At 73.0% G+C, this 23,020-nt stretch carries 12 protein-coding genes; 4 read left to right on the top strand and 8 right to left on the bottom strand.

All coding sequences use genetic code 11. The features are described 5' to 3' along the window. The first annotated feature begins 20 nt into the window (after positions 1 to 20). Both ABD481_RS39775 and ABD481_RS39770 read left to right on the top strand, forming a co-directional pair. A complete protein-coding gene (locus ABD481_RS39775) occupies positions 21 to 1,844 on the top strand; it encodes a glycoside hydrolase family 15 protein (RefSeq protein ID WP_344671066.1) in 1,824 nt (607 codons plus the stop codon). 283 nt (positions 1,845 to 2,127) lie between these two features. Then, on the top strand, positions 2,128 to 2,835 hold the full coding sequence (locus tag ABD481_RS39770; RefSeq protein ID WP_344671065.1) for an HAD family hydrolase: 708 nt from the start codon (positions 2,128 to 2,130) through the stop codon (positions 2,833 to 2,835). A 118-nt stretch (positions 2,836 to 2,953) separates the two neighbouring features. On the opposite strand, the gene ABD481_RS39765 is transcribed toward ABD481_RS39770, so the two are convergent. The 4 genes from ABD481_RS39765 to ABD481_RS39750 form a co-directional block, all read right to left on the bottom strand. Further along, on the bottom strand, positions 2,954 to 5,857 hold the full coding sequence (locus ABD481_RS39765; protein WP_344671064.1) for a hypothetical protein: 2,904 nt from the start codon (positions 5,855 to 5,857) through the stop codon (positions 2,954 to 2,956). Next, complete coding sequence (locus ABD481_RS39760) at positions 5,854 to 9,216, bottom strand: FtsX-like permease family protein (protein WP_344671063.1); 3,363 nt, start codon at positions 9,214 to 9,216, stop codon at positions 5,854 to 5,856. The genes ABD481_RS39765 and ABD481_RS39760 overlap by 4 nt, the downstream gene beginning before the upstream one ends. A gap of 132 nt (positions 9,217 to 9,348) precedes the next feature. Further along, positions 9,349 to 12,108: an ABC transporter permease family protein gene (locus ABD481_RS39755; RefSeq protein WP_344671062.1), complete on the bottom strand. Its 2,760-nt coding sequence runs from the start codon at positions 12,106 to 12,108 to the stop codon at positions 9,349 to 9,351. Positions 12,109 to 12,191: 83 nt separating this feature from the next. Further along, entirely contained in the window at positions 12,192 to 15,605 is a 3,414-nt protein-coding gene (locus ABD481_RS39750; RefSeq protein WP_344671061.1) for an FtsX-like permease family protein, read from the bottom strand. Positions 15,606 to 15,707: 102 nt separating this feature from the next. Here ABD481_RS39750 and ABD481_RS39745 point away from each other — a divergent pair, with 102 nt between their 5' ends. Further along, positions 15,708 to 16,211, top strand: coding sequence for a GNAT family N-acetyltransferase (locus ABD481_RS39745; protein ID WP_344671060.1), 504 nt, complete (start codon positions 15,708 to 15,710; stop codon positions 16,209 to 16,211). 115 nt (positions 16,212 to 16,326) lie between these two features. Here the strand turns inward: ABD481_RS39745 and ABD481_RS39740 are convergent, their stop codons facing one another. From ABD481_RS39740 to ABD481_RS39725, 4 genes are read right to left on the bottom strand one after another with little or no spacing between them, the layout of a single operon-like run. Then, on the bottom strand, positions 16,327 to 17,415 hold the full coding sequence (locus ABD481_RS39740) for an ABC transporter ATP-binding protein (protein WP_344671059.1): 1,089 nt from the start codon (positions 17,413 to 17,415) through the stop codon (positions 16,327 to 16,329). A 44-nt stretch (positions 17,416 to 17,459) separates the two neighbouring features. After that, positions 17,460 to 18,347: a carbohydrate ABC transporter permease gene (locus ABD481_RS39735; RefSeq protein WP_344671058.1), complete on the bottom strand. Its 888-nt coding sequence runs from the start codon at positions 18,345 to 18,347 to the stop codon at positions 17,460 to 17,462. Next, the gene (locus ABD481_RS39730) at positions 18,344 to 19,798 is read right to left on the bottom strand and encodes an ABC transporter permease subunit (RefSeq protein ID WP_344671057.1); all 1,455 of its coding nucleotides are present in this window, start codon (positions 19,796 to 19,798) and stop codon (positions 18,344 to 18,346) included. Before ABD481_RS39730 ends, ABD481_RS39735 begins: the two co-directional genes overlap by 4 nt. Positions 19,799 to 19,800: 2 nt before the next feature. Further along, positions 19,801 to 21,195 carry an ABC transporter substrate-binding protein gene (locus ABD481_RS39725; protein WP_344671056.1) on the bottom strand — a complete coding sequence of 465 codons (1,395 nt, stop codon included), beginning with the start codon at positions 21,193 to 21,195 and terminating at the stop codon, positions 19,801 to 19,803. A 211-nt stretch (positions 21,196 to 21,406) separates the two neighbouring features. Between ABD481_RS39725 and ABD481_RS39720 the strand changes: the two genes are divergently transcribed. Next, positions 21,407 to 22,594 (top strand): ROK family transcriptional regulator, encoded by a 1,188-nt coding sequence (locus ABD481_RS39720; RefSeq protein WP_344671055.1) that lies wholly within the window; start codon positions 21,407 to 21,409, stop codon positions 22,592 to 22,594. The last annotated feature ends 426 nt before the right edge of the window (positions 22,595 to 23,020 follow it).

The raw sequence follows: 23,020 nt of genomic DNA, 5'->3' as shown, positions 1-23,020 counted from the left end.
GCGGACTGTATGGTCTGCGCATGACTTCGCACCCTTACCCTGCGATCGATGATCACGCCCTCCTCGGTGACCTGCGGACCTGCGCTTTGGTCGCCGGGGACGGCACGATCGACTGGTTCTGCCCCGGCCGCTTCGACGCCCCGAGCGTGTTCGGCGCGCTGCTGGACGCCGAGCACGGCGGGGCGTTCCGGGTGTGGGTCCAAGGGGCGGCGTCGAGCCAGGCGTACATCCCGGACACCGCCGTGTCCGTGACCCGGTTCACCGCGCCGGACGGCGCGGCCGGCGAGGTCGTGGACTTCCTGGTGCCGGACGAGACCGGCCCGGACGAAGGCAGGACCCTGCTCTACCGGATCGTGCGCGGGGTGCGCGGCACGGTGCGGTTCTCCATGTTCTGCCGTCCGCAGTTCGACTACGGCCGCTCGCAGGCCCCGGCCCGCCCCGAGCTGGGCCGGCGCGGCCCGGCCCAGGTCGCGACCTACCAGGCCCCGGCCTCGGCGTCCGCGCTGACCCTGTTCAGCACGGTGCCGCTGATCGCCGACGACGACGCGGTGGTGGCCCGGGTCGAGCTGGCCGCCGGCGAGGCCGCCGTGTTCCTGGTGGACGCCGGCTACCGCGGGGTGCCGAACGACTGGGCCCCGGACCTGGACCACGAGGCGGAGCGCTCGCTCGCCGAGACGCTGGCGTTCTGGCTGGGCTGGGTGGCCCGCAGCAGCTACCGGGGCCGCTGGCCGGAGGCCGTGCACCGCTCGGCGATCACCCTGAAGCTGCTGACCCACGCGCCGACCGGGGCCATCGTCGCCGCCGCGACCACGGCGCTGCCCGAGGAGATCGGCGGCCCCCGCAACTGGGACTACCGCTACACCTGGATCCGCGACGGCTCCTTCACCGCCCGGGCCCTGCTCGACCTCGGCTACCGCGACGAGGCCGAGGCCTTCGCCCGCTGGGTCACCGACCGGCTGGCGGCCGGTCCGACCGTGGCCGGCGAACCGATGTACATCATGTACCGGGTGGACGGGGACTGGGCGCTCACCGAGGAGGAGCTGCCGCACTGGGAGGGCTACCGCCGCTCGGCCCCGGTCCGGATCGGCAACGGCGCGGCCGAGCAGCTCCAGCTCGACGTCTACGGCGAGTTCCTCTACTCCCTGAGCGGCACCGACCACCTGCGCAGCGCCGAGGGGCAGGCCGCCGTCGCCAAGCTGCTCGACTGGCTGGTCGAGAACTGGAAGCGGCCCGACGAGGGCATCTGGGAGACCCGGGGCGGCCGGCGGGACTTCACCTACAGCAGGCTGATGTGCTGGGCGGCGTTCGAGTACGGGCTGCGGATCGCGGCGACGCAGGAGAACGCGGGGATGTGGGCCGTGATGGCGCACGCCATCGCGGACGAGATCCGGACCAAGGGCTGGGACGAGAAGCAGGATGCTTATGTCCAGAGCTACGGCGACTCCGCGCTGGACGCCTCACTGCTGCTGATGCCGGTGGTCGGGTTCACCGGCCCGGGGGACCCGCGCTGGCACTCGACGCTGTCGGCGATCGAGAAGGGGCTGACGCACAAGGGGCTCTGCCACCGGTACCTGGTCAGCGACTTCAGCGACGGCCTGGAGGGCGACGAGGCCAGCTTCGACCTGTGCACCTTGCTGTTCCACATGGCGGTGGCGGGCACCGGGGACAAGGAGCGGGCGCGGGACTGGTTCACCCAGTTCCTCGGGCACGCCGGGCCCACGGGGCTGTTCGCCGAGGAGCTGGCGGCGGACGGGCAGCAGCTGGGCAACTTCCCGCAGGCGTTCACCCATCTCGGGGTGATCTGGGCGGCGCTGGCTTTGGACAGCGCGCTGGACGCGGCTTAGGGACGGGTTCGGAGGGGGCGGGGGGCGGGGGCCGACGCCGCGGCTGCGTCGGACGGTCTGGCGTCGGCTGTTCTGGCGTCGGCTGCTCCGGCGTGGGCCGCCCCGGCGCCGAGCGCCGCGCAGGCCGCGCCACCCTCTCGCTGTAACCCGTTGGCATGAGTTTCCTATACAACGCCGCCCGATCGCGGAAACACAGTTTTACAATCACCGCAGCCGCCATAGGGCACTGTTGGGAATGGGGAGCTGTCCGACGCTGACGCGTCCCGCGAGAGGAACCGGCACCATGCACACCCCTGGCAAGTCCCGAACGATCGAGGCCGTCGTCTTCGACGTCGGAGAAACGCTGGTCGACGAGACCATCGAGTACCACAACTGGGCCGACTGGCTCGGCGTCCCCCGGCACACGTTCTCCGCGGTCTTCGGCGCCACCGTCGCCGCCGGCCGCTCCCACTTGGACGTCTTCGAGCACTTCCAGCCCGGCTTCGACCTCACCGCCGAGCGCGAGGCCCGCATCCGCGCCGGCCGCCCCGAGGGCTACGGCGACCGCGACCTCTACCCGGACGCCCGCCGCACCCTGGCCACGTTGAAGGACGCCGGGTACCTGGTCCTGATCGCCGCCAACCAGACGGCGGCGTCGCACCGCATCCTGGAATCTCTGGACCTCCCGGTCCATCTGGTCACCACCTCCGCGATGTGGGGCGGCCTGGAGAAGCCCGACCCGGCCTTCTTCGCCAAGGTCGTCGAGGTCTGCGACGAGGTCTCCCGCGCCGAGGGCCGCGGCCCGCTGCGCAACGCAGGCAGCATCCTCTACGTCGGCGACCGCCTCGACAACGACCTGCGCCCTGCCTGGGGCGCCGGGCTGCGCACCGCCTTCATCCGCCGCGGCCCCTGGGGGTATGCGTTCGCCGACCACCCGGACCTGTTGGCGAAGACCGACTTCTGCTTGTCGGGCCTGGACGAGCTGCCGGGGATGCTCGCGGACGAGGTGTAGGGCGGCTGCCCGGCACGGATGAGGGCCTTCCGGCCGGGTGTGGATCGCGGTATCCACGCCCGGCGCTCGTAGAGGCCTCATCACCGAGGGAGGGCCGGGCAAGAAACGTGTCAGATCCTCACTCGAAATCCGCCCCCCGCAGCCGCACCGTCAGCCCTCCGCCCCGGCCCGCCACCGCCCCCGCGACCATCTCGCCCACGACCCCCAGCACGACCCCGGCCACCAGCACCCCCGCGGCCGCCACCACCCACTCCGCCCCGGTCGGCGCCATCCCCACCACCGCCGAGCCGCCCTGCGTCACCGGTCCGACCACCGGCCCCAACGCGGCCCCGGCGCCGACTCCGGCCGCGACCGCCGCCAACGCCAGCGGCAGCGTCACCAGCACCCCCACCAGCCGCCCCCGCCCCGGCCGCAGCCCGAACACCTGCATCAGCAGGGCGCTGTCCCGGCTGGCCCGCCGCGACGCGGCCAGCAACAGCAGCAGACACAGCACGAAGTAGGCCGCGCACAACAGCTCCACCACGTGGAAGATCGTCCGGGCCGCCGCAACCCGCGCGTCGGCCAGCCCGGCCCGCTCGTCGTCGGCGAACCGGTCGATCACCAGCCCGCCGGGGCTCGACGGCCCCAGCGCCGCCTGGAGGTCCCGCACCGCCGGACTCCCGGTGATCCACGCCGTGTTCGGCGCGCCCAACGACGTCACCGGCACCGTCGCCGCCGTCGGCACCTGATCCGCGGCCAGGATCACGAACGAGTTCCCGTTCGCCGCGGTCACCGCCTCCGCCGGGGGCAGGTCCACGGCGGCCACGTAGGCCACCCGGACCGGCTGCCCGTTCGGCCCGACCGTCCCGGTCGCCCCGACCTTGCCCGCCAGGTCCGGCGACACCAATGCCTGCGCGGTCCGGTCGGCCCCCACGTCCCCGGGCCAGGAATCCGGCACGCCGCCCATCGGCACGTCGCCGAACTCGGCCCGCGTCCCGGCCACCATCGTCCGGAAGGACTCGGGGTCCACCACGATCACCGCCACCGCCTGCCCGTCGGGCACGCCCCCCGGATCCATGTTCCCCGGCCCCACCCACGCCGTCGCGACCCCCGTCACGCCGCGCACCCGCGAAGCCGCCGCCGTGAATTCCGGCGCGAACGCGGGCACGGCGGCACCCGGTGCCGACGTCAGCTGGCCGGCCGTGATCCGGGCCGCCGACCCGGCGGTCCGCAGCGCCTCGTTCCGCACCTGCTGCGGCACCGCCGCGTCGTAGCCCGCGGCGAACATCCCGGCCGCGATCACCACGGCCAGCCCCGTCAACGGCGCGGCCACCGCGCGGACCCGGCGCACCGCCAGCACCGTCGCGACGAAGCCCACCGCCGCGCGCCGGGCCCGCGCCGCGAAGGCCGGTCCGGCCAGCAGCGGCGGCACCAGCCGCACCGTGATGATCCCCGCGCTGAACGCGAGCAGCGCCGGCGCCGCCACCGCGACCCAGTCGATCCCGCCGGACGCCGAATCAAGCCCCTGCGACCGCAGGAAGGCCAGGGCCCCGACCGCGCCGAGCAGCAGTCCGGCGTCCCGCACCGCGAGCCGGGCCCGCGCCTCGCCGCCGAGTCGCTCGCGCCGCTGCGAGGGCACCCGGTCGGTGTGCCGCCGCACCAGCACCAGCACGATCCCCACCGACACGACCGTGGCCAGCACCGCGCCGTACCAGGACTCCGACGCGTGCCGCGCCGTGGGCGTCGGCCCCGTCTTCAGCGCCACCGCGACCCCGACCGCCCCGGCCGCCGCCACGACCGCGCCGGTCTGTACCGCGAAGCGCGCGGCCAACCGCCAGGACGACGCCCCGCGCGCCTTGCACAAGGCGATCTCGGCGGACCGCCGCGCCACCGCCATCCGCAGCATCAGCAGGAACGCGGCCAGCGCACCGGCCACCGTCCCGCCGAGCACCAGGGCGTCCAGCGCGTGCCCGGCCCGCTGATCGGCCTCGGCCTGCGCGATCAGCTTGGGCAGCCCGGTCCACAACTGCATCGGATACGGCTGGCCGGTCGGGTCCTTCGGCGTGGCGCCGGTGCCGAACCGTTGCAGGTCCTGCATCCCGGCGCCGACCGCCGACAGATCGGAGTGGGCCAGCCGGTCCTGGTCCACGACGTGCTCCACGGTCACGACCACCGTGTCCGCAGACGCTTGTCCCAGAACGCTGACGACCGACGGATCGGCCACCACCACGTCGAGCATCCACACGTCGACCGGCGAGTCGCAGTCGTTGCGCGGCGGGTCGCAGGCCCGGGTGTGGACGGCGCCGAGCGCGTCGGGCGTGAACCCCCACACCGGGTCGTCGGCGGGCCCGGCCGGGACGAAGATCCCGCTCACCACCAGCTCCACGACCGGCGCCTCCGGAACCAGGACGACCGGCGCGTGGACCTTGTCGCCCACGCGCAGGCCCAAGGTGTCGGCGACGCTTTTGGACAGCGCGACCGGCACCTGCCACACCGGCAGCGGCCGCGGCGCCCCGGCGGGCTGCCCCGGGCTCCCGACCGGCGGCTGCGGATTCCCCTGCACCCCGCCGATCTGCCCGAACCCGGTCGGCGGCGGCCCCGGCGCCGCGGGCGCCGCGCCGGCGACGAACGAGACAGAGTTCTGATATCCGACCATCGCGACCGGCCGCGCATGCACCGGCATCGTGACCCCGGCCGGCGGGTCCAGCAGCCGCAGCGCGAACTCCTTCACCGCGGTGATCCGCGTCCCGGTGGTCAGCGCGCCGACCGCCGGCGGCAGCGACGACCGGCTGGCGTCCCCGACCGCCCGCAGCGCGGGGCCGTCCTCGACCGTCGGGTCCCCGGCCGGGACCGACCGCGTCAGCACCACGTTCCGCTGCGTGTGCAGGGCCTGGCCGGCGACGGCCGAGACCGTCGCGCTGTCCGAGGCGTCCATCTCGGCCGGCACCGCGGCCGCCGCCCCGGCGGTGACCGCCGCCAGCAGCGCCACCAGGGCCAGTACCGAGCGTCCGGCCCGCAGTTCGGCGATCCAGCGCACGCTCACCGTTCGGCCCCCGCCCGCAGCACCAGGCCCGAGGCCTCGTTCCGCCCGCGCAGCGCCGCGTAGGAGGCCCCGAACAGGAACAGCGCCGCGACGCCGACCGCCCCGACCAGCATCGGCCAGTCGACCACCTGATGGGCGGCCGGCGCCGGCGGCGCCCCGGTGTCGGTGAAGATCATGAACGACAGCTCCGATCGGATCGCGACGCCGGCCAGCACCAGCCCGGCCGCCGTGCCGAGCAGCACCAGCAGCGCCTGCTCGGCGAGCAGCATGGCCAGGGTCCGCCGCCGCGACAGTCCCAGGGCATTGAGAAGGGCCAACTCCACCGAGCGCTCCCGCAGCGTGGTCACGGCGTGCAGGCTGAAGCCGACGAGGATGAACAGCAGCGCCGCCGAGGCGCCGACCAGCAAGGTGATCCGGATCCCGGCGGCGAAGGGATCGTCGCGCAGCGCGGCGGCCAGGCTCTGCCGGTCGGCGACGTGGTGCGTTCCGGGATAGCGCGCCAGCACCGCCTGGATCCGCGCGTCCAGCTGTGAGGGCGAGGTCCCGGGCGCGGCGGCGGCCCACCACTCGGGGGCGTGGCCGTTGCCGTTCGGGGCGTCGCGCCAGGTGTAGAAGTCCTGCGGCAGCACCAGGACCGGACGGCCGGAGCCGGGGTTCCGGGTCGGGTCCGGATCCGCGCCGGGGATCGCGTCGAGCACTCCCACGAAGTGCAGCGTGACCTTCGCGCCGCCGCCCAGGCCCGTGGTCTCGTAGGTGTCGCCGACGTTCTTCCGCAATGCGGTGAGCAGTTGCGCGGAGGCCAGCGCCGGGACCGCGCGCACCGGCGGTCCCGAGAACAGCACGGCCTGGGCCGACGCCGACGGCGCGTCGATGCCGAAGCCGGAGTTCTGCCGCATCGTGAACAATTCAGTCCCGGTGTCCGCGGAGATGGTCATGGGCCCGGGATCCCGGTCGCGCAGCTTCGGCGAGCCCGCCCCGGCGCCGCCGGCCGGCTGCGGCTTGACGTCGCCGGGCCGCGCCACCGCGGTCCCGCCGGCGGTCAGGTCCGACATCCGGATCGTCACGTCCTCGTGCACGAACGCCGGCTGCGTCTGGGGATCCGGGCTGACGCAGTTCGGATTGGTGCTCGGGCACACCGGCTGCTTGTAGGAGAACAGAATGCTGAGCAGCCGCAACGGATACGCGACGGCACCGCCCCCGGGGTCGATCCGGCCGCCCAGCGTGTGCGGGGCGCCGTCGGGCGCGTCGATCGACCCGAGGTCGATCCAGCTCAGACCGCCGTGGTCGTCGGCGACCGCCGCGGTCGCGGTCATCGACCCCAGGCCGCTCGGCGCGCTGGCCGAGCTGTAGCGAACGGTCACCGCCAGCCGGTCGGGCCGGCCCGGCAACGGGATCCCGCCGGCGCGGCCGCGGGCGTCCCAGCCGTCCGCGGCCAGGGCGCCGGCCAACGCCGGCCAGGGCTGGGCGGCCTGGTCGGGGCGCAGCGTGAGGACTTTCGCAATACGCTGCGGATCGACGCCGAGCACGTCGGCGTTCACGGTGTCGGCGCTCGAATACCCCAGGCTCGCCGTGTCGCGGACCACCGCGGTCCCGACACCGGTGCCGGGCACGGCGGCCAGGCCGCCGAGCGTCCCGAGGCCGCCGGACGGGACGGTGGTGGCCCGGACGTCGGCGCCGACCGTGTAAGCGGCCTGATCCTGCGCGGAGCGGTCCGCGGAGGCCAGGAACACCGTGGCCTGCACACCGACCGCCACCGCCATGATGAGCAGGATCAGCGGCGCGGCATAGGCCCGCGCGGTGCGGCCGACCCGCCACCCGGCCAACGCTCCGATCGCGCCGCGACGCCGCGCGGCGAACCGTTCCAGCACCGCGACCAGCATCGGCAGCAGCCGCAGCGACACCAGCGCACCGGCCAGCAGCAGCACCGACGGCGCCACCGCCTGCGGGACGCCGAGCTGCCCGACCCGGGCGACGTCGGCGGCGTGCACCACCTCCCACAGCGCGGCGGCGCCGAGGACCACGACCATCACGTCCAGCCCGGCGCGCTGCACGGCGGTCCGCGCGGTGGACCGGCTCTTGGCGCGTTTGACCCCGACGAACGACAGCGCGCCGCCGAGCCCGGCGGTGGCCAGCAGCAGCACGGTCACCGCGGCCACGCCGAACGCGACCGCCCAATGCCCGCCGGAGATCGGCGGGCTGCCGCCGGTGGACCACCGGGCGGACGTCAACCGGTGGTCCAGCCAACGCGCGGCGTACGGCGCGACCAGCGCCGCCGGGACGGCCATCAGCATGCCCTCGGCCACACCGATCCGCAGCAGACCGGCGACGGAGGCCCCGCGGGCCCGCAGCAGACCGTCGGACTCCCGCCGGTACTCGGCGAGCAGCCGGGCGGTGAGCACCAGCGCGGTGGCGGCGAGCATCGCCAACTCCAGCACCTGCAACAGGTTCAGCCGGTCGCTGATCTGCTGGCCGGTGGTGATGCCGAGGGTGTGGGCCCCCAGCGTGTCCCAGACGGTGGGCTGGATCCCGTCCGGAGCCACGGTCCTCAGCACGGTGTCGAGCCCGCCGACCCGGTCGGTCAGCGTCTTGGCCTGCGCGCTGGTGACGGCCGCGAACAACGGCGTCGCGGCGTATCCCAGGGTCTTGATCTCCAGCACCGGACCGGCGGTGACGGTGGCGTCCACGACCAGCGGCCCGAACGTCGGCCGGTCCAGGTGGCCCTGCTGCTTGCCGAGGAACAGCTCGCGCTGCCAGAACGGCGCGTCGGTGTCCGTGGGCTGATACACGCCGGTGATCCGGAAGGTCGCCTTGGCCCCGTCCTGCCGGGAGTCCACGGTGACCGTGTCGCCGACGCTCCAATGCTGCGCGGCGGCGACCGCCTCCGGCACCGCGGCCTGGAACAGCGCTCCGGCGGCGGCGCCGGCCCCCAGCGGCCCCGGCCACGTCCCGGCCGTCAGCCGGGCGTGCGCGGCCATGTCGGAGGCCGACCAGAAGTACACGCCGACCTTGGGCGTGGCCGTGTCGACGCCGTACGCGGCGCTGGCGACGGTGGACCCGACATCGATCGGGATGTCACCGAAAGCCGCGGCGAACGTGCCGCGCACGGCGCTGTCCGCCTGAGTGCGGACGGCCGGATCGGTCGGCCACTTGGAGCCGGTGTCGTAGGCGGCGGCAATGGTGCGCGCGGCAGGCGGGATATCACTGAACGCCTTGCGCAGACCGTCCCGGTCGGCGGCGGCGGTGTGCATCCGGACCAGGGTGACGAGCACCAGCGCCGGGAGCAGCACCGTGACCGCCGCCGCCAGCAGCGTCGCCTGCGCGGCCGCACGCCGCCTGACCAGGCCCGAACCGCGGCTCACCGCTCGGTCTCGGGGCGGCGGACGGCGGTGGCGGCATAGCTCATGTGTCGAAGGACGGACTGATCACGCTCCGCCGTTGCGGCCGTTACCGAAAGGTGATGTCGCCCGCCTCGCCTCGATATCAGGAACCTGTTATTCGAACTCGGCCGCGCGCAGTCGCACCGACATCCGCTGCCGGCCGCGCGTGCCCGCCTCCAGCGCCACCCCGGCGCAGGCGCCCAGCACCGCGACGCCCGCGACCGGCAGCAGCCAGCCGTCGCTCGGCGCCCCCGGCACCACGTCCCCGAGCAGCGGCGCGAACGCCGTGCCCATGGCCAGACCGGCGGCCAGCGCGAGCAGCAGCAGGGGCAGCGTGATGGCCGGACCCAGCAACCGACCGCGGGACTCGGCCATCCCGAACACCCGCAGCAACAAGGCACTGTCCCGGGCGGCGGCGCGCGTGGCGCCCAACGTCTGCAACAGGCACAGCAGCGCGAAGCCGACGGACAGCAGTTCGGCCATCCGCAGCACGGCGTGCGCGGCGTCGGTGCGGGCATCGGCGTAGCCGGCGGCGACGACCTGTGCGTATGTGCCGGTCGGGTACCACGGCTGGACTCCGGGCAGCTTGCGCAACGCACCGAGGTCGGGGTGTCCGGTGATCCACACCGCGTTCGCCTTCGGCGCCGCCGCACCCAGCTGGTCGGCGGGAAGCACGACATATCCGGGCCCGAATTCGGCGCCGACAACGGATCCGGTGGGCAGGTCGGCGGTCCCGACCAGCTCGACATCGACGGCTCCGGTCCCGAAGTCCAGCGTGGCCCGGTCCCCGGCCAGCCGCGCCAGATCGGGCGACACCAACGCCGTGACCGCTCCCGGCCGCACCGGCCGGGACGGCCACCACTTCGGAAGGCTCCCGGAATGCGCGTCGGCCTCGCCGGCCGCGCGGCTTGTCAGGCTTCGAAGCTGCGCCGAGTCGGCGACGAGTACCGCGACGTTCGACGGCGCGTCCGGGTTGTCGCTCACGCCCGCGGCGCCGACGTAGGCGCCAAGCACCTGTCCGGTGCCGGGCAGCGCGGCGGCCCGAGCGGCGAAGCCGTCCGGGAGGAACACCTCGGCACCCCGGTTCAGCGCCGTCATGGCCCGATCCGGCACCGCCTCGACCCGGGCCCCGGCCCCGACCGCGTACAGCGCGTCGTCGCGCACGCGTTGTGCCACCGAGGAATCCAGCCGGGCGGCGAAGGTCGCGGCGGCGGTCGCCGCGACCAGTCCGGCCAGCGGCGCGGCCAGCACCCGCACCCGCCGCCCGGCCAGCGCGGAGGCGACGAACGGCAGCGTGCCACGGCGACGCCGCGCCACCCCGAACGGCACCGCCCACAGCACCGGCACGGCCCGCACCACGACCAGCGCCGCGGCGAAGGCGAGCAGCGCCGGGGCGGCGACCGCGAGCCAGTCTACCGAGCCCGATCCGTTCCGGGCCCCGCTGGTCCGCAGGACGCCGACGGCGGCCGCGGCGGCCAGCGGCACGGCGAGGTCGCGGACCAGGCGCGGCGTACGGGTACCGGCATCAGCTTCCTGCGGTTCCCGCCGGGCGGAGACCGGATGGTCGGCATGGGCCAGCACCCGGCCGAAGACGACGGCCCCGGTCGCCGGGGCCAGCACCGCCACGGCCGGCCAGCCGCCGACGCCACCGGCGGAGGCGACCCCGGCCGCGCAGGCCCCCAGGACCCCGACCACCGAACCGACGCCGACCACGAACCCTGATTGCACCGTGAACCGCGCCGCCAGCCGTCGGGGCGAGGCGCCCCGCGCCTTGCAGAGCACGATCTCCGCCGACCGGCGTGCGACGACCATGCGGAGCATCAGGAAGAACGCCGCGAGCCCTCCGGCCACCGTCGCACCGAGCACGACATAGTCCAACAACCGCGTTTGTCGTTCCGCGACCCCGGCCTTGCCCGCCAACTCGCCGAGCTTGGTGGACGGAGCGATGGGGAACCGGCCGCCGTCGTCGGTGGAGACATCCAGGCCGCGGCCCCCCACCACCAGCTCGTGCACGGCGCTCTGGACGGCGGTCGGATCGGCCTTCCGCATCCGGTCCGGATCGACGGCGAGCTCCATCTCCGCCGCGGCTGCCGGGCTGCCGGGGAGTGCGGCGGTGGCTGTGACCAAGGTGACCGCGGGAGCCAGAACATCCAGGCGCCAGACCGCCTGGGAGACCGCGCACGCCGGGTCGCGGACGTAGCCGTCGGGCCCGTCGGTGCCGCAGATCGACCCGATCCCCGGAGCGCGGCCGTGTTCGGCCACCGACCAGAACGGGGCGTCCGCGGTGTCCGGGGATGTGAACAGGCCGGAGACGGTGACGGTGAAGTCGAGGTGCCCACCGGTGAAGGTGGCGACGGTGTGCAGCACCGAGCCGACATGCAAGCCGAGGCTGTCGGCAGCGGATTTGCTGATCGCCACCTCGCCGTCGGCCTTCGCCGTCGCCGGGCTCGCGGCGCTGTCCACGTCCAGACGGACCTTCGTGACCGGCGCGGTCCCGGCGACGAAACGCACGTGCTGCTCATAGTCGTACGCCCGCACCGGACGCAGGTGGACCCGCAGTCCGCCGGGCCCGGTGAGGCCGTCGACCGGCAGTTCGGCCGTGGCCGCCACGGTGATGTCGGTCTCGGAGACGAGCCGCGTCAGCAAGGGCGGCATGCCGCCGAGGACTTTCGAGGTCACCCTCGGCAGGAAGGTGTCGTCCCACAAAGTGGAGGAGCCGGGAGCCAGCACGATGTCGCGGTCCTGGACCGGCGCCGCGCCCACGGTGTCGGCGATGATCGCGCGGTCGGAACGCTGTGTCTGATACGGAACCGCGGCGGCGGTGGCCGCCGTCGCCCCGGCGAACAAGGCCAGCAGCGCCAAGGCTCCGCGCACCGGCCGGGCCTCGGACCACCACCGCGGCTGCCGCCTCGACCAGTGTGTCGACCACTGTGTCGACCGTCTCGTCGACCGCCGCATCAGTCCACCTCCGCACGGAACGAGGCCCGCTCGGTCATGCCGAACGCGACGAGGACGGCCAGCGCCCCGAACATCGCGGCCGCGGCGCCCGCCACCGCCAGCGTCGGCCAGTCGAAGACCTGGACGGCCGGCGGTGTCGGCGGGGCGCCGGACGGGGTGAAGACCATGAGCTTGAACTCCGATCGCAGAGCGAGCCAGGCCAGGCCGAGGCCGGCCAGGGCGCCGAACAGCGCGATTCCCGCTTGTTCGGCGAGCAACAGCAGGGCGGCCCGGCGGCGGGTCAGGCCCAGCGCGTCGAGGATCGCCAGCTCCGCGGCCCGCTCGCGCAGCGCCGAGACCGTGTGCAGGGCCAGGCCCAGCAGCACGAAGGCGAGGGCGGCGGCGGTGCCGAGTTCGAGGGTCAGGCTGAAGCCGGCGGCGAACGGGTAGTCGCGCCGCGACGCGGTCTCGCTCTCCCGGTCCTCGACGACCGGTGGGCGCGGCAGACGCGCAGCGGTCAGAACCGTTCTGTACTGCCGGGCCACGGACAACGCGTTGCCGGCGCCGACCGCGGCCCACCATTCGCCGGTCATCGGCGCGAGCTGCTGGCCGTCGCCGGTGGGGCCGAGCGACGGCCGCTGGAGTTCGTGCGCCAGCAGGCCCAGCGGGACGATCAGCGCGTCCTGGGTCCCGGGGCCGCCGCCGGGCATCCCGGTGACGGCCGCGACGAACCGCAGCCGCACGGGCTGTTTGAACGCCGAGGTCAGGAAGGTGTCTCCGACGTTCTTGTCCAGAGCGGCCAACAGATGGCCGGTGGCGATCGCCGGAACGGTGACGGGTTGGCCGGTCGTCGCGGGCCCGAGTTCGAAGACCCGGCGCAGCTGATCGGTGGCTCGTTCGAGGTCTGATTCCCCGACCGGCTTGGCCGTCCAGCCGGCGGCCGTGTAACCGATGTGTTCGGTGTAGGTGAAGGCCGCGGAGCCGTCGGCGGCGGTCGTGATCACCGGCCGGCCGTCCGGCGCCTGGGAGGTGCTGCCCGGCCCGACGCCGCCGATGACGTCCGCGTCCGAGGCCTGATAAGGGATGCCGTAAGTCAGACCCTTGGGAAGGGCCAGAGGCTTGCCGTCGAAGGCTGGCGCGGTGAGGGCGATCGTGACACCGTCGGCCGGCGGCACCGCGACGACGGCCGGACACAGCGGCGGCGGAAAGCTCTCCGCGACCGAGGTGATCCGGATCGGATAGGCGGTCGCGGCCGGATCGAGGCGTCCGGTCAGCCGATGCGGGACGCCGTCCGGACGGTCCACCGTGCCGAGGTCCACGGAGCCGGGAAAACCATGGGCGTCGGTGAACTGGAGGACGACGTGCAACGCGCCGAGCGCGCACGGAGTGCCGGTGCCGGTACCGTCCCAGGTATAGGTGACGTCCGTGGACAACAGGCTCGGCGTACCGGGCACCGCGGCCCCGACAGCGCCGTCGGCGTCCCAGCCGTCACCCGCCAACAGGGCGCTGAGTTGCTGCCAGCTCTTGCCGCCGGCCTGGTCCGGGCGCAGGACCACCACGTTCTGCGATGCGGCGGGATCCAGACCGAGGACGTCGGCGGTCGGCGTGGTCTTGTCGAGGCCGCCCTGTGCGGCGACGGCCTGGCCGGTGCGCGTCAGCCGATAGGGCGCGCGCAGCGCGGCGAAACCGCCGCCGGTGCCGGGAACGGTCGCCAACGCGTGCATTGTCTGCGGAGAAGCCAGCGTCAGCCCCGAGGCCCGCACCTCGGCCCCGACGGCGTACCCGGCCTGGTCGGCGGCCGACCGCTGCTGGGAGGAGAGCAGCACACCGGCCTGCACCCCGATCGCGACCGCCACGACGAGCAGCGCCATCGGCAGCGCCTGGCTGCGCACGGCCCGGCCCAGACGCCAGCCGACCAGCGCGGCCAAGGCGCCCCGGCCGTGCGCGGCCAGCCGGCCGGCCGGGGCGGCGAGGAACGGCAGGATCCGGAGCACGGCCAGCGCGCCGGTGAACAGCAGCACCGCCGGGGCCACCACCTGCGGCCAGGGCAGAGCCCCGGTCCGGGCGGCGTCGCCCCCGGCCTGGAACAGCTCCCACAGCGCGGCCAGCGCGAGCGCCAGGACGACCAGGTCGACCGTGGCGCGTTGCAGGATCGTCCGGACCGCCGAGCGGCGGCGGACGCGCGCCACCGTGGTGTAGGACAGCGCCGAGCGGATGCCGACCCAGCTGAGCAGCCCGGCGGCCAGCAGTCCGCCGAGGCCGGCGACGACCCACTGCGCGGGCTGGAGCCGGTCGGCGTCGGTGCCCAGCCCGGCGGCGCCCGGGTCGCCGTGCGTCCAGGCCGCGCCGATGTGGCGCTCCGTCCAGGCCGCGAGCCAGGGGGCCAGCACGGCGCAGGGCAAGGCGAGCAGCAGGCCCTCGACCACGTGCACCCGGGTCAGGGCACTGATGGAGGAGCCGCGGGCGCGCAGCAGGCCGTCGCCGGCGTGGCGGCGGTCGGCCAGCGCGCGGGCGATCAGCGCCATCGCCGCCGCGGTGAGCACGCCGAGTTCGGCGGCGACCAGCCACTCCAGCCGCAGGCTGACGGTGGTGACGCCGACCAGGTCCGCGATCCGGGGCGCGAGGCGGTCGTCGAGGGAGGCGGCGAAATCGTCGGCGGTGGAGGAGCCGGGCACCCAGGCGTCGAAGGCGGCGAGCTGCCGGTCGAACCGCGGGATGCGGCCGGCCGGGAAACCCGCCGGATCGGGTTCGGCGGTCACGGTGGCCCGGGACAGCACCGTCCCCGCGCGGCCGGTGACCGCGGCGTCGACCAGGACCGGGGCCTGGTCGCCGTCGTGCTGCCAGAAGCGGTCGGCGGGATCGACGGGCTCGTACACGCCGGCGATCCGGAATCGCAGAACACTGTCGTGCTCCCAGCCCGAGCGGGTGGCGACCAGGTCGCCGAGCTTCCAGTGGTGCGCGTCCAGGCTCTGCCGGGAGACCAGCGCGGGAAAGTCGCCGTCGCCGGGGCCCGGCTCGGGCCAGGCGCCCTGCACCAGGCGCGCCTCGTCGCGCAGGCCGTCGCCGGACCAGAACGCCACGGCGTCCGTACCGCCGCCCTCCAGAACGTAGGGCCCGGACACGACGGTGGTCGCGATTCGGGCGCCGACACCGACGAAGGCCGCGTCCACCTGGCGGTGCAGTTCGGCGAAGAAGGCGGTGCGCTGGTCGGGCGTCGCCTGCCACTCGGTGCCGGATCCGTAGACCACCCGCACTGTCCGCTCGTCCGGAGCCATCGTCTTCAACGCGCTGCGCACGGCCGCGGCCCGCACCGCCGAGGCGTGCAGACCGATCAGCGTGACCAGGACCAACGCCGGGAGCAGCACCGCCACCACGGCGGCCAGCAAGGTGCGTTGGGCGGCGGCACGACGCAGCAGCAGACGGGCAGAGCTCATGCGGTTTAGGACGAGAATCCGGTACGCGAAGTTGCGTCCGTTATCGAACGGTGATTGTCACAGGAGGCTGATACCTTCGGCCCGGACCCCCGGGAGGCCGAAATGCTGCTGCGCAATGTCGCACCGACCGACATCGACGCCTATGTCGCCATGCGCTGCGACCCGGTGATGATGGCCGAGCTCGGCGGCCCGCAGCCGCGCGAGGGCATCGATCCGAAGGTCGCCAAGGACGTCGCGGACGCCGAGGCCGACGTCAGCTGGATCAAGATGATCGTGCTCGACGAGACCCGGCCGCGGGAGGTGGCCGGGACGGTCACGCTGTGGCGCAACCACCACGGCGACGACTTCTTCTCCGAGATCGGCTGGATGGTCCTGCCCGGCCACCAGGGCCGGGGCATCGGCAAGCGCGCGGTGGCGGCGCTGTTGGCGGACGCCCGCGCCGACGGCCGCTGGGGATTGGTGCATGCCTTCCCCGGAGTGACCAACGCCCCGTCGAACGGCATCTGCCGGTCGCTGGGCTTCGAGCTGCTCGGGGTGGAGGAGATCGAGTTCGCCGGGCGCCTGTTCACGTCGAACCATTGGGTGGTCGACACCGGCAGCGGGTGACGCGGGGCCGGTCGGAGAGCGTGCGCTCCGGCGGGGCTCGGGCTCGTTTCCGGGCTCGCTCCCGAACTCGCTCCCGAACTCGTTCCCGGACTCGTTTCCGGCCTCGCTCCCCGGCTCAGTCCGGCAGGCGCACACCGTTTCCCGCGTCGAACAAATGCAGACCCGCTCCCTGGCGCACGCCAAGGACCACGCTCTCACCCTTCACCGGCACCGGGCCGCCGGAGTGCCGCACCACCAGGTCGCTCTCCACACCGTCGACGACCGTGCGCGCGGTCACCAGATAGTCCCGGCCGGTGTCGCGGACGAGGACCGCCGTGGCCCGGATGCCCTCGGCGCCCTCGGCCCCGACCGCGAGGTCCTCGGGCCGGATGCCGATGACGACCCGGGGCCCGGTCAGCGCCGCGGCCTGGGCCGGCGTCAGGGCCAGGGCCAGGCCGCCGAGCCGGGCGACACCGTCGGCGGCCGGCGCGGTGACCAGGTTCATGCCGGGCTCGCCGAGGAACTGGGCGACCGCGATCGTCGCCGGGGCCGCGAAGACCTCGGCCGGGGTGCCGAGCTGCTGCACGCGGCCGCTGTCCAGGACCGCGATCCGGTCGGCGATCTGCCACGCGTCGACCGAGCTGCAGGTCGCGTAGAGGGTGGTGATGCCCAATTCGCGCTGGAGCGCCGCGATCGGGGACCGGCCGCGCATCATCAGCGGCGTGCCGGAGCCGGCCAGCGGCTCGTCCAGGCACACCACGTCCGGCCGCCGGACGATCGCCCGGGCCATGGTGGTGCGCTGGCGGACGTCGTAGCCGACCGCGTCCGGCTTGGAGTTGAGATGGTCGGCCACCCCGCACAGCTCCGCGACCTGCTGGACCCGGGCCGCCGCGGACTTCACCGAGGACTTGCGCATGGTCAGCGGGAGCGCGATGTTCTCGCGGATGGTCTGGTTCGGGAACAGGGCGAAGCCCTGGAAGATCATCGACACGCCGCGCTTGTCCGGGGCGGTGCGGCCGACGTCCTTGCCGCCGATCAGCACGGTGCCCCGGTCCACGGGCTCCAGGCCGGCCAGCATCCGCAGCAAGGTGCTCTTGCCGCTGCCGGAGGGGCCGGTCAGGACGAGCAGCTCGCCGTCGCGGACGTCGATGCTGACGCCCTCGACGGCGGGCCGCCACGCCCCGTGGAACACCCGGGTGGCGTCGATGAAGCGGACGTCCGCCACGGTCTCGCGCTCTCCTGCCTGCTGCCTGTGGCCCTGCGGATCTGCTAGCCCTTGACCGAGCCGGCCATGAGCCCTTGCACGAAGTATCTCTGGAAGGCGAAGAACACGATAAGCGGCACCGACAGCGACAGGAACGCGCCCGGAGCCAGGATGTCGATGTTGCTGCCGAACTGCCGCATGTTGGACTGCAGGGCGACTGTCAAGGGCTGGGTTTTCACGTTGGAGAAAACCAGGGCCACAAGGAGGTCGTTCCACACCCACAGGAACTGGAAAATGGCCAGTGAGGCGATCGCCGGCAGCCCCAGCGGCACGATCACCTTGCGGAAGATCGTCCACTCGCTGCCGCCCTCCATCCGGGTGGCCTCCAGCAACTCGCGCGGGATCGCCGCGAAGAAGTTGCGCAGCAGGTAGATGGCGAACGGCAGGCCGAACCCGACGTGGAACATGACCACGCCGAGGATGGTCCCGAAGATGTGCAGCTTGTTGTAGAGCGAGGCCACCGGCAGCAGCGCCACCTGGATCGGCACCACCATCAGCCCGACCACGACCACGAACAGCCAGTCCCGGCCGCGGAAGTCGATCCAGGCGAAGGCGTACGCCGCCAGCGCCCCGAGGAACACCACCAGGACCGTGGCCGGCACGGTGATGAGCACCGTGTTCCACAGCGACTGGATGATGCCCTTGTTCCCGAAGATGTCGGTGTAGTCCTTGAAGGTGAGCTGCGCCGGGTGCGTGAACACGGTCCACCAGCCGCTGCCGGTGATGTCCGAGGCCTTCCGGAAGGAGCTGATGAACAGTCCCAGGGTCGGGATCAGCCAGACGACGCCGACGAGCAGGACGACGATGTAGAGCGCGCCGCCGGTCAGGCGTTTAGCGATGCGAGTGCCCAGCGGTACTTGGCCTGGTACGGCTACCGGTCGCGTGACGCTCATCGTCCCTCCTTCTTCTCGTTGCGCAGGCGGCGGATGTTGAAGTACATGGCCGGCAGCACCAGCACATACAGGAACACGCCGATCGCGCTGCCGAGGCCCTGGTCCTGGGCGCCTCCGAACGAGACGCTCCACATATGCACGGCCAACACATTCGCGTCGGGAAGCGTCGAGCCCGGTGCGATGACGTAGACCAGGTCGAACACTTTCAGCACATTGATGATCTGGGTGACCATCACCACCAACAGCACCGGCGCCAGCAGCGGCACCGTGATGCGCCAGAAGATCTGCCGCTCGTTGGCGCCGTCGACACGGGCCGCCTCCTGGAGCTCCCGCGGGATCGACGCCAGCCCGGCCGCGATCAGCACCATCGCGAATCCGGCCCAGATCCACAGATAGGAGGCGATGATCGCCGGTGTGACCAGGCTCGGTCCCAGCCATTGGATGCCCCGATAGGGCTCGGCGAAGTTGCTCCCCGGGATCTCCAGGGCGTAGCTCGCGCCGGGTTTCAGGCCTTTGATGGTGAAGGTGCCGTCGTTGTGCGCCGAGGCCGAGCCCGCCGACTTCCCGGTGGCGGGGTCGACCGCCTTGACCGAGATCCCCGGCATGCCCTTCTTGCCGGCGTCGATGTGGTTCGGCGTCCCGCCGCCGCCGTAGATGATGTCCAGCCAGATCGTGCCCTCGATCTGGTCGGCCGCCGGCTGCGCGGCCGGGGCCGCCGCCTGCTGCGCCTTGCCCGGCAGCTTCGCGGCCTGGATGCCGACCAGCGGCACGTTCGCCACCGAGCCGGCCGGGTAGGTCCGCACCGAGCTGAACGAGCCGCCGGCGACCGGCTTGGCCAGGTCCGTCCGCGGGTGCGCGCCGGGATACTTCGACGACGGCGCGAACGTGTCGTGGATGCCGACGGCCACGGCGTTGGCCACGCCCTGGTTCGGGTCCTGCTGGTAGACCAGCTCGAAGATGACGCCGGCGGCCAGGAACGAGATGGCCATCGGCATGAAGATGATCGCCTTGAACGCGGTCGACCAGCGGATCTTCTCACTGAGCAACGCGAACATCAGGCCCAGCGCGCAGGCGATGGTAGGCGCGCAGACGACCCAGATGACGTTGTTCTTCAGTGCTTTGAGCGTGGCGTCGTCGCTGAACAGGGTCTTGTAGTTGTGCAGGCCGACCCATTTCGAGCCGTCGTGGTCGTGCAGGCTCAGCCAGATCGAGTCGATGGCCGGATAGATGATGATGGCCAGCAGGATCAGGGCGGCCGGGATCAGGAAGCCGGCGCGCACGCGGACCGGGATCCGCAGCGGGCTGGGGCCGCCGTGCCCGGCCAGCGGGTGCGGGCCGGAGGGCAGGGCCGGCTGCGCCAGGGGGAGGCCGGCCGGGAGCGGGGTGGGCGGTCCCGCCGCCGGGGAGGGGGGATCCCCGGCGGCGGGCGACGCGGACAGGCTGTCTTCCATGGCTACTGCCAGGTCTCCTTGGCCGCGTCCTTCTCCAGCTGGGCGGCGGCCGCGTTCGGGTCACCGCTGCTGAGGAAGTCCTGGAGGTCCTTCCACTCCCCGGCGCCCTTCGTGCCGCCGAAGCCGGCCGGCGCCTGGTCGGACATGTCGAACCGGAAGTTGTCGCCGGCGCCGACCAGCATCTGCGCCTCGGCCTTGGTGGTGTCGTCCGGGTAGGCGCTCACCGGCACGTTCTTGTCCGGGGACAGGAAGCCGCCCTGCGAGGCCCAGGCCTGCGCCGCCTCCGGCGAGGCCAGGAACTGGATGAACGCCATCGTCGCCGGGTTGTCGTTGGTGGCCAGCGCCGCGTCGCCGCCGCCGACCACGAAGTTCGCCAGCGAGCCGGCCGCCGGGAACGGGAAGAAGGCGGCGTCGGCGCCCAGCTTCGCCTTCGTGGTGCTGGTGATCACCGATCCGGCGAAGTCGCCCTCGTAGGCCATCGCGGCCTTCGGCGGGGCGGTGAAGGTCTGCGTGATCGAGGTGTTGAAGTCGGTCTGCAGCGCCCCGGTCTTGCCCCCGGCCAGCAGCTTGTCGTTGCCGAACAGCTGCTTGAGCGTGGTCAGCGCCTGCACCACCGTCGGATCCGTCCACGGGATCTTGTGGTGCGCGAGCTTGTCGTAGTTGTCCGGGCCGGCCTGCGAGAGGTAGACGTTCTCGAACCAGTCGGTGAGCGTCCAGCCGTCCGCGCCGCCGACCGACACCGGGGTGATGCCGGCGTCCGACAGCGTGCCGGCGGCTTTGATGAAGTCGTCCCAGGTCTTCGGCGGGGTGACGCCGGCCTGCTGGAACTGCGCGGTGTTGTACCAGAACGTCGACTTGTTGGCGGCCTTGAACATGATCGAGTAGACCTTGCCGTTGACCGTGCCCAGGGTCTTCCAGCCGGCCGCGTAGTTCGCGTCGATGGTGCTCAGCACGCTGTCCGACAGCGGCTTGATCTGCCCGGCCTGCGCCAGCTGCGCGATGGCCCCGGGCTGCGCGACCAGCGCCACGTCCGGCGCCCCGCCCCCGGCGAGCTTGCTCTTGAGCACCGTGACCGTCTGGTCGCCCGCGCCCTGGTAGCTGACCGAGGCGTGGGTCTTGGCGGTGAAGGCGTCGATCACCTTCTGGAAGGACTTCTGCTCCTCGCCGGACCACTCGGCCAGCACCTGGATCGACTTGCCGGACAGGTCCGGCAGCGCCGTCCCGGACGCCGACGAGGACGAGGAGGAGGCCGGCCCGGACGCCGAGGACGAGGACGTCGTCCCGGTGGTGCCGGCCGACGGCTTGGAACTGCTGGAGGAGCAGCCGGCCAGCGCCAGGCCGGAGGCGAGTCCGACGGCTATCGCAACCGTGACGGACCGGTGGGTGCTTGCGCCCATGATCAGCCTTCTTTCATCAACGAGAGTGAGGGGTCTGTGTCGCCTGGAACGGAGCCGTTGTGTGGGGACCGTAAAGCCGACGAAAAGAAGCCGTCAAGGATGTTGCTATTCCGTGATGACCGAACAAATTCCACCGAACTAACCAGGGTCTCTACCCCCTTATTTGTTTGATCCTTGACTAATGGCGACCCCTGACACATCCTTCAATCCCATGAGGACCCCACTCCCGGAGTCCCGCGCCGAGCGCAGCCGGATGGCCGTGGTCCGCCTGCTGCGCGAGCAGGGGACGATGAGCCGCGCGGACATAGCCCGGGCCGTCGGCCTGTCCCGCTCCACGGTCTCCGGCATCATCGCCGCCCTGGTGGAGGACGACCTGGTGGTCGAACTGGAGGCCCGCCTGGCCCCGGCCGGCGGCGGCGCCGGCCGCCCGGGCGCCGCGGTGATGCTCAACCCCGCCAGCGGCGAGGCCATCGGCGTCGACTTCGGCTACCGCCACGTCCACGTGATCATCGCCAACGTCGCCCACGCCGTGCGCATCGCGAAATCCGTCCGTCTCCCGGTCGACTACGAACCCGGCCAGGGCTTCGACCTCGCCGCCGACCTGGTCCGCACCGCCATCGACGAAGCCGGCACCGACCCCAGCCGCATCCTCGGCGTGGGCGTCAGCGTCCCCGGCCCCTTCGACACCCGCCGCGGCGTCCCGAACAGCGGCATGCCCTCCCCCTGGAGCGGCATCCCGGTGGCGGCCGAACTAGGAGCCCGCCTGGGCCTCCCGGTCCTGGCCGACGGCGACACCAAACTGGGAGCCCTGGCCGAACGCCGCTGGGGCGCGGCCCGCGGCTGCGACGAATTCGTCTACATGAAACTCCACGGCGGCGTAGGAGGCGCCTTCGTCTCCAACGGCCGCCTGGCCCGAGGCGCCACCGGCGGCGCCGGCGAGATCGGCCACCTGATCGTCGACGCCAACGGCCCCCTCTGCCGCTGCGGCAACCGCGGCTGCCTGGAAACCTTCGTCGGCCTCCCGGTCGTGATGCGCGCCCTCGAACCCGCCTACGGCGACCGCCTGACCCTCCGCAACGTGATCACCATGGCCTGGCAAGGCGACCGAGGCTGCATCAGAGCCCTGTCCGACGCCGGCTCCATGGCCGGCCGCGCAGTAGGCATGCTCGGCAACATCCTCAACCCCGAAACAGTCATCATCGGCGGCGCCCTCTCCGCCGCCGGCGAACTCCTGATGGGCCCCCTCCGCGAAGCCGCCGCAGCCGCCTCCCTCCCCCTCGCCGGCGACGCGATGACCATCCAGGTGGGCTCACTGGGACCGCAAGCCTGCGCACTGGGAGCGGTGGCGATGGTGCTCGGCGAGACGGATGAGAAGCTGCTGGCGGCGATGGGGTCTTGAGGAGCAGCCACCACCGCGACCGGTCGCCCCGCCACCACAACAACAGTTCGCCCCGCCACCACCTCAACCGGCAGCGGCCAGCCAGTCCCGCCACCATCACAACCCGTCGCCGCACCACCAGCGCGACCGGCGGCGGCCAGCAGAACCGGTCGGCATCGAAACTGGCCGCCCACCGCATCACCACCGGCGGCTGCTGGCAGAACTGTTCAGCCTCGCGACCGTTCGCACCCCTGCCAGCATCACAACCGACAGCGGCCAGCAAAACCTGTGGTCATCGCAACCGGTCGCCCCGGTTTTGCTTTGCCCCAAAGTTAGGTCTTCGGTTCCGGTCTTTCCGTCGCTTCGGCGGGCGCAGCCAATCGCGCCGCCCAGGCGGTGTCAAGGCTCGCATCAGCCGGGGCACGGCACCCAAAGGGTCGCCTTGAT

The organism is Catenulispora yoronensis (assembly GCF_039531695.1).
GTDB lineage: Bacteria > Actinomycetota > Actinomycetes > Streptomycetales > Catenulisporaceae > Catenulispora > Catenulispora yoronensis.
The sequence above is the reverse complement of the archived record's forward strand: the minus strand, read 5'-3'. Positions and strand labels throughout refer to the sequence as shown.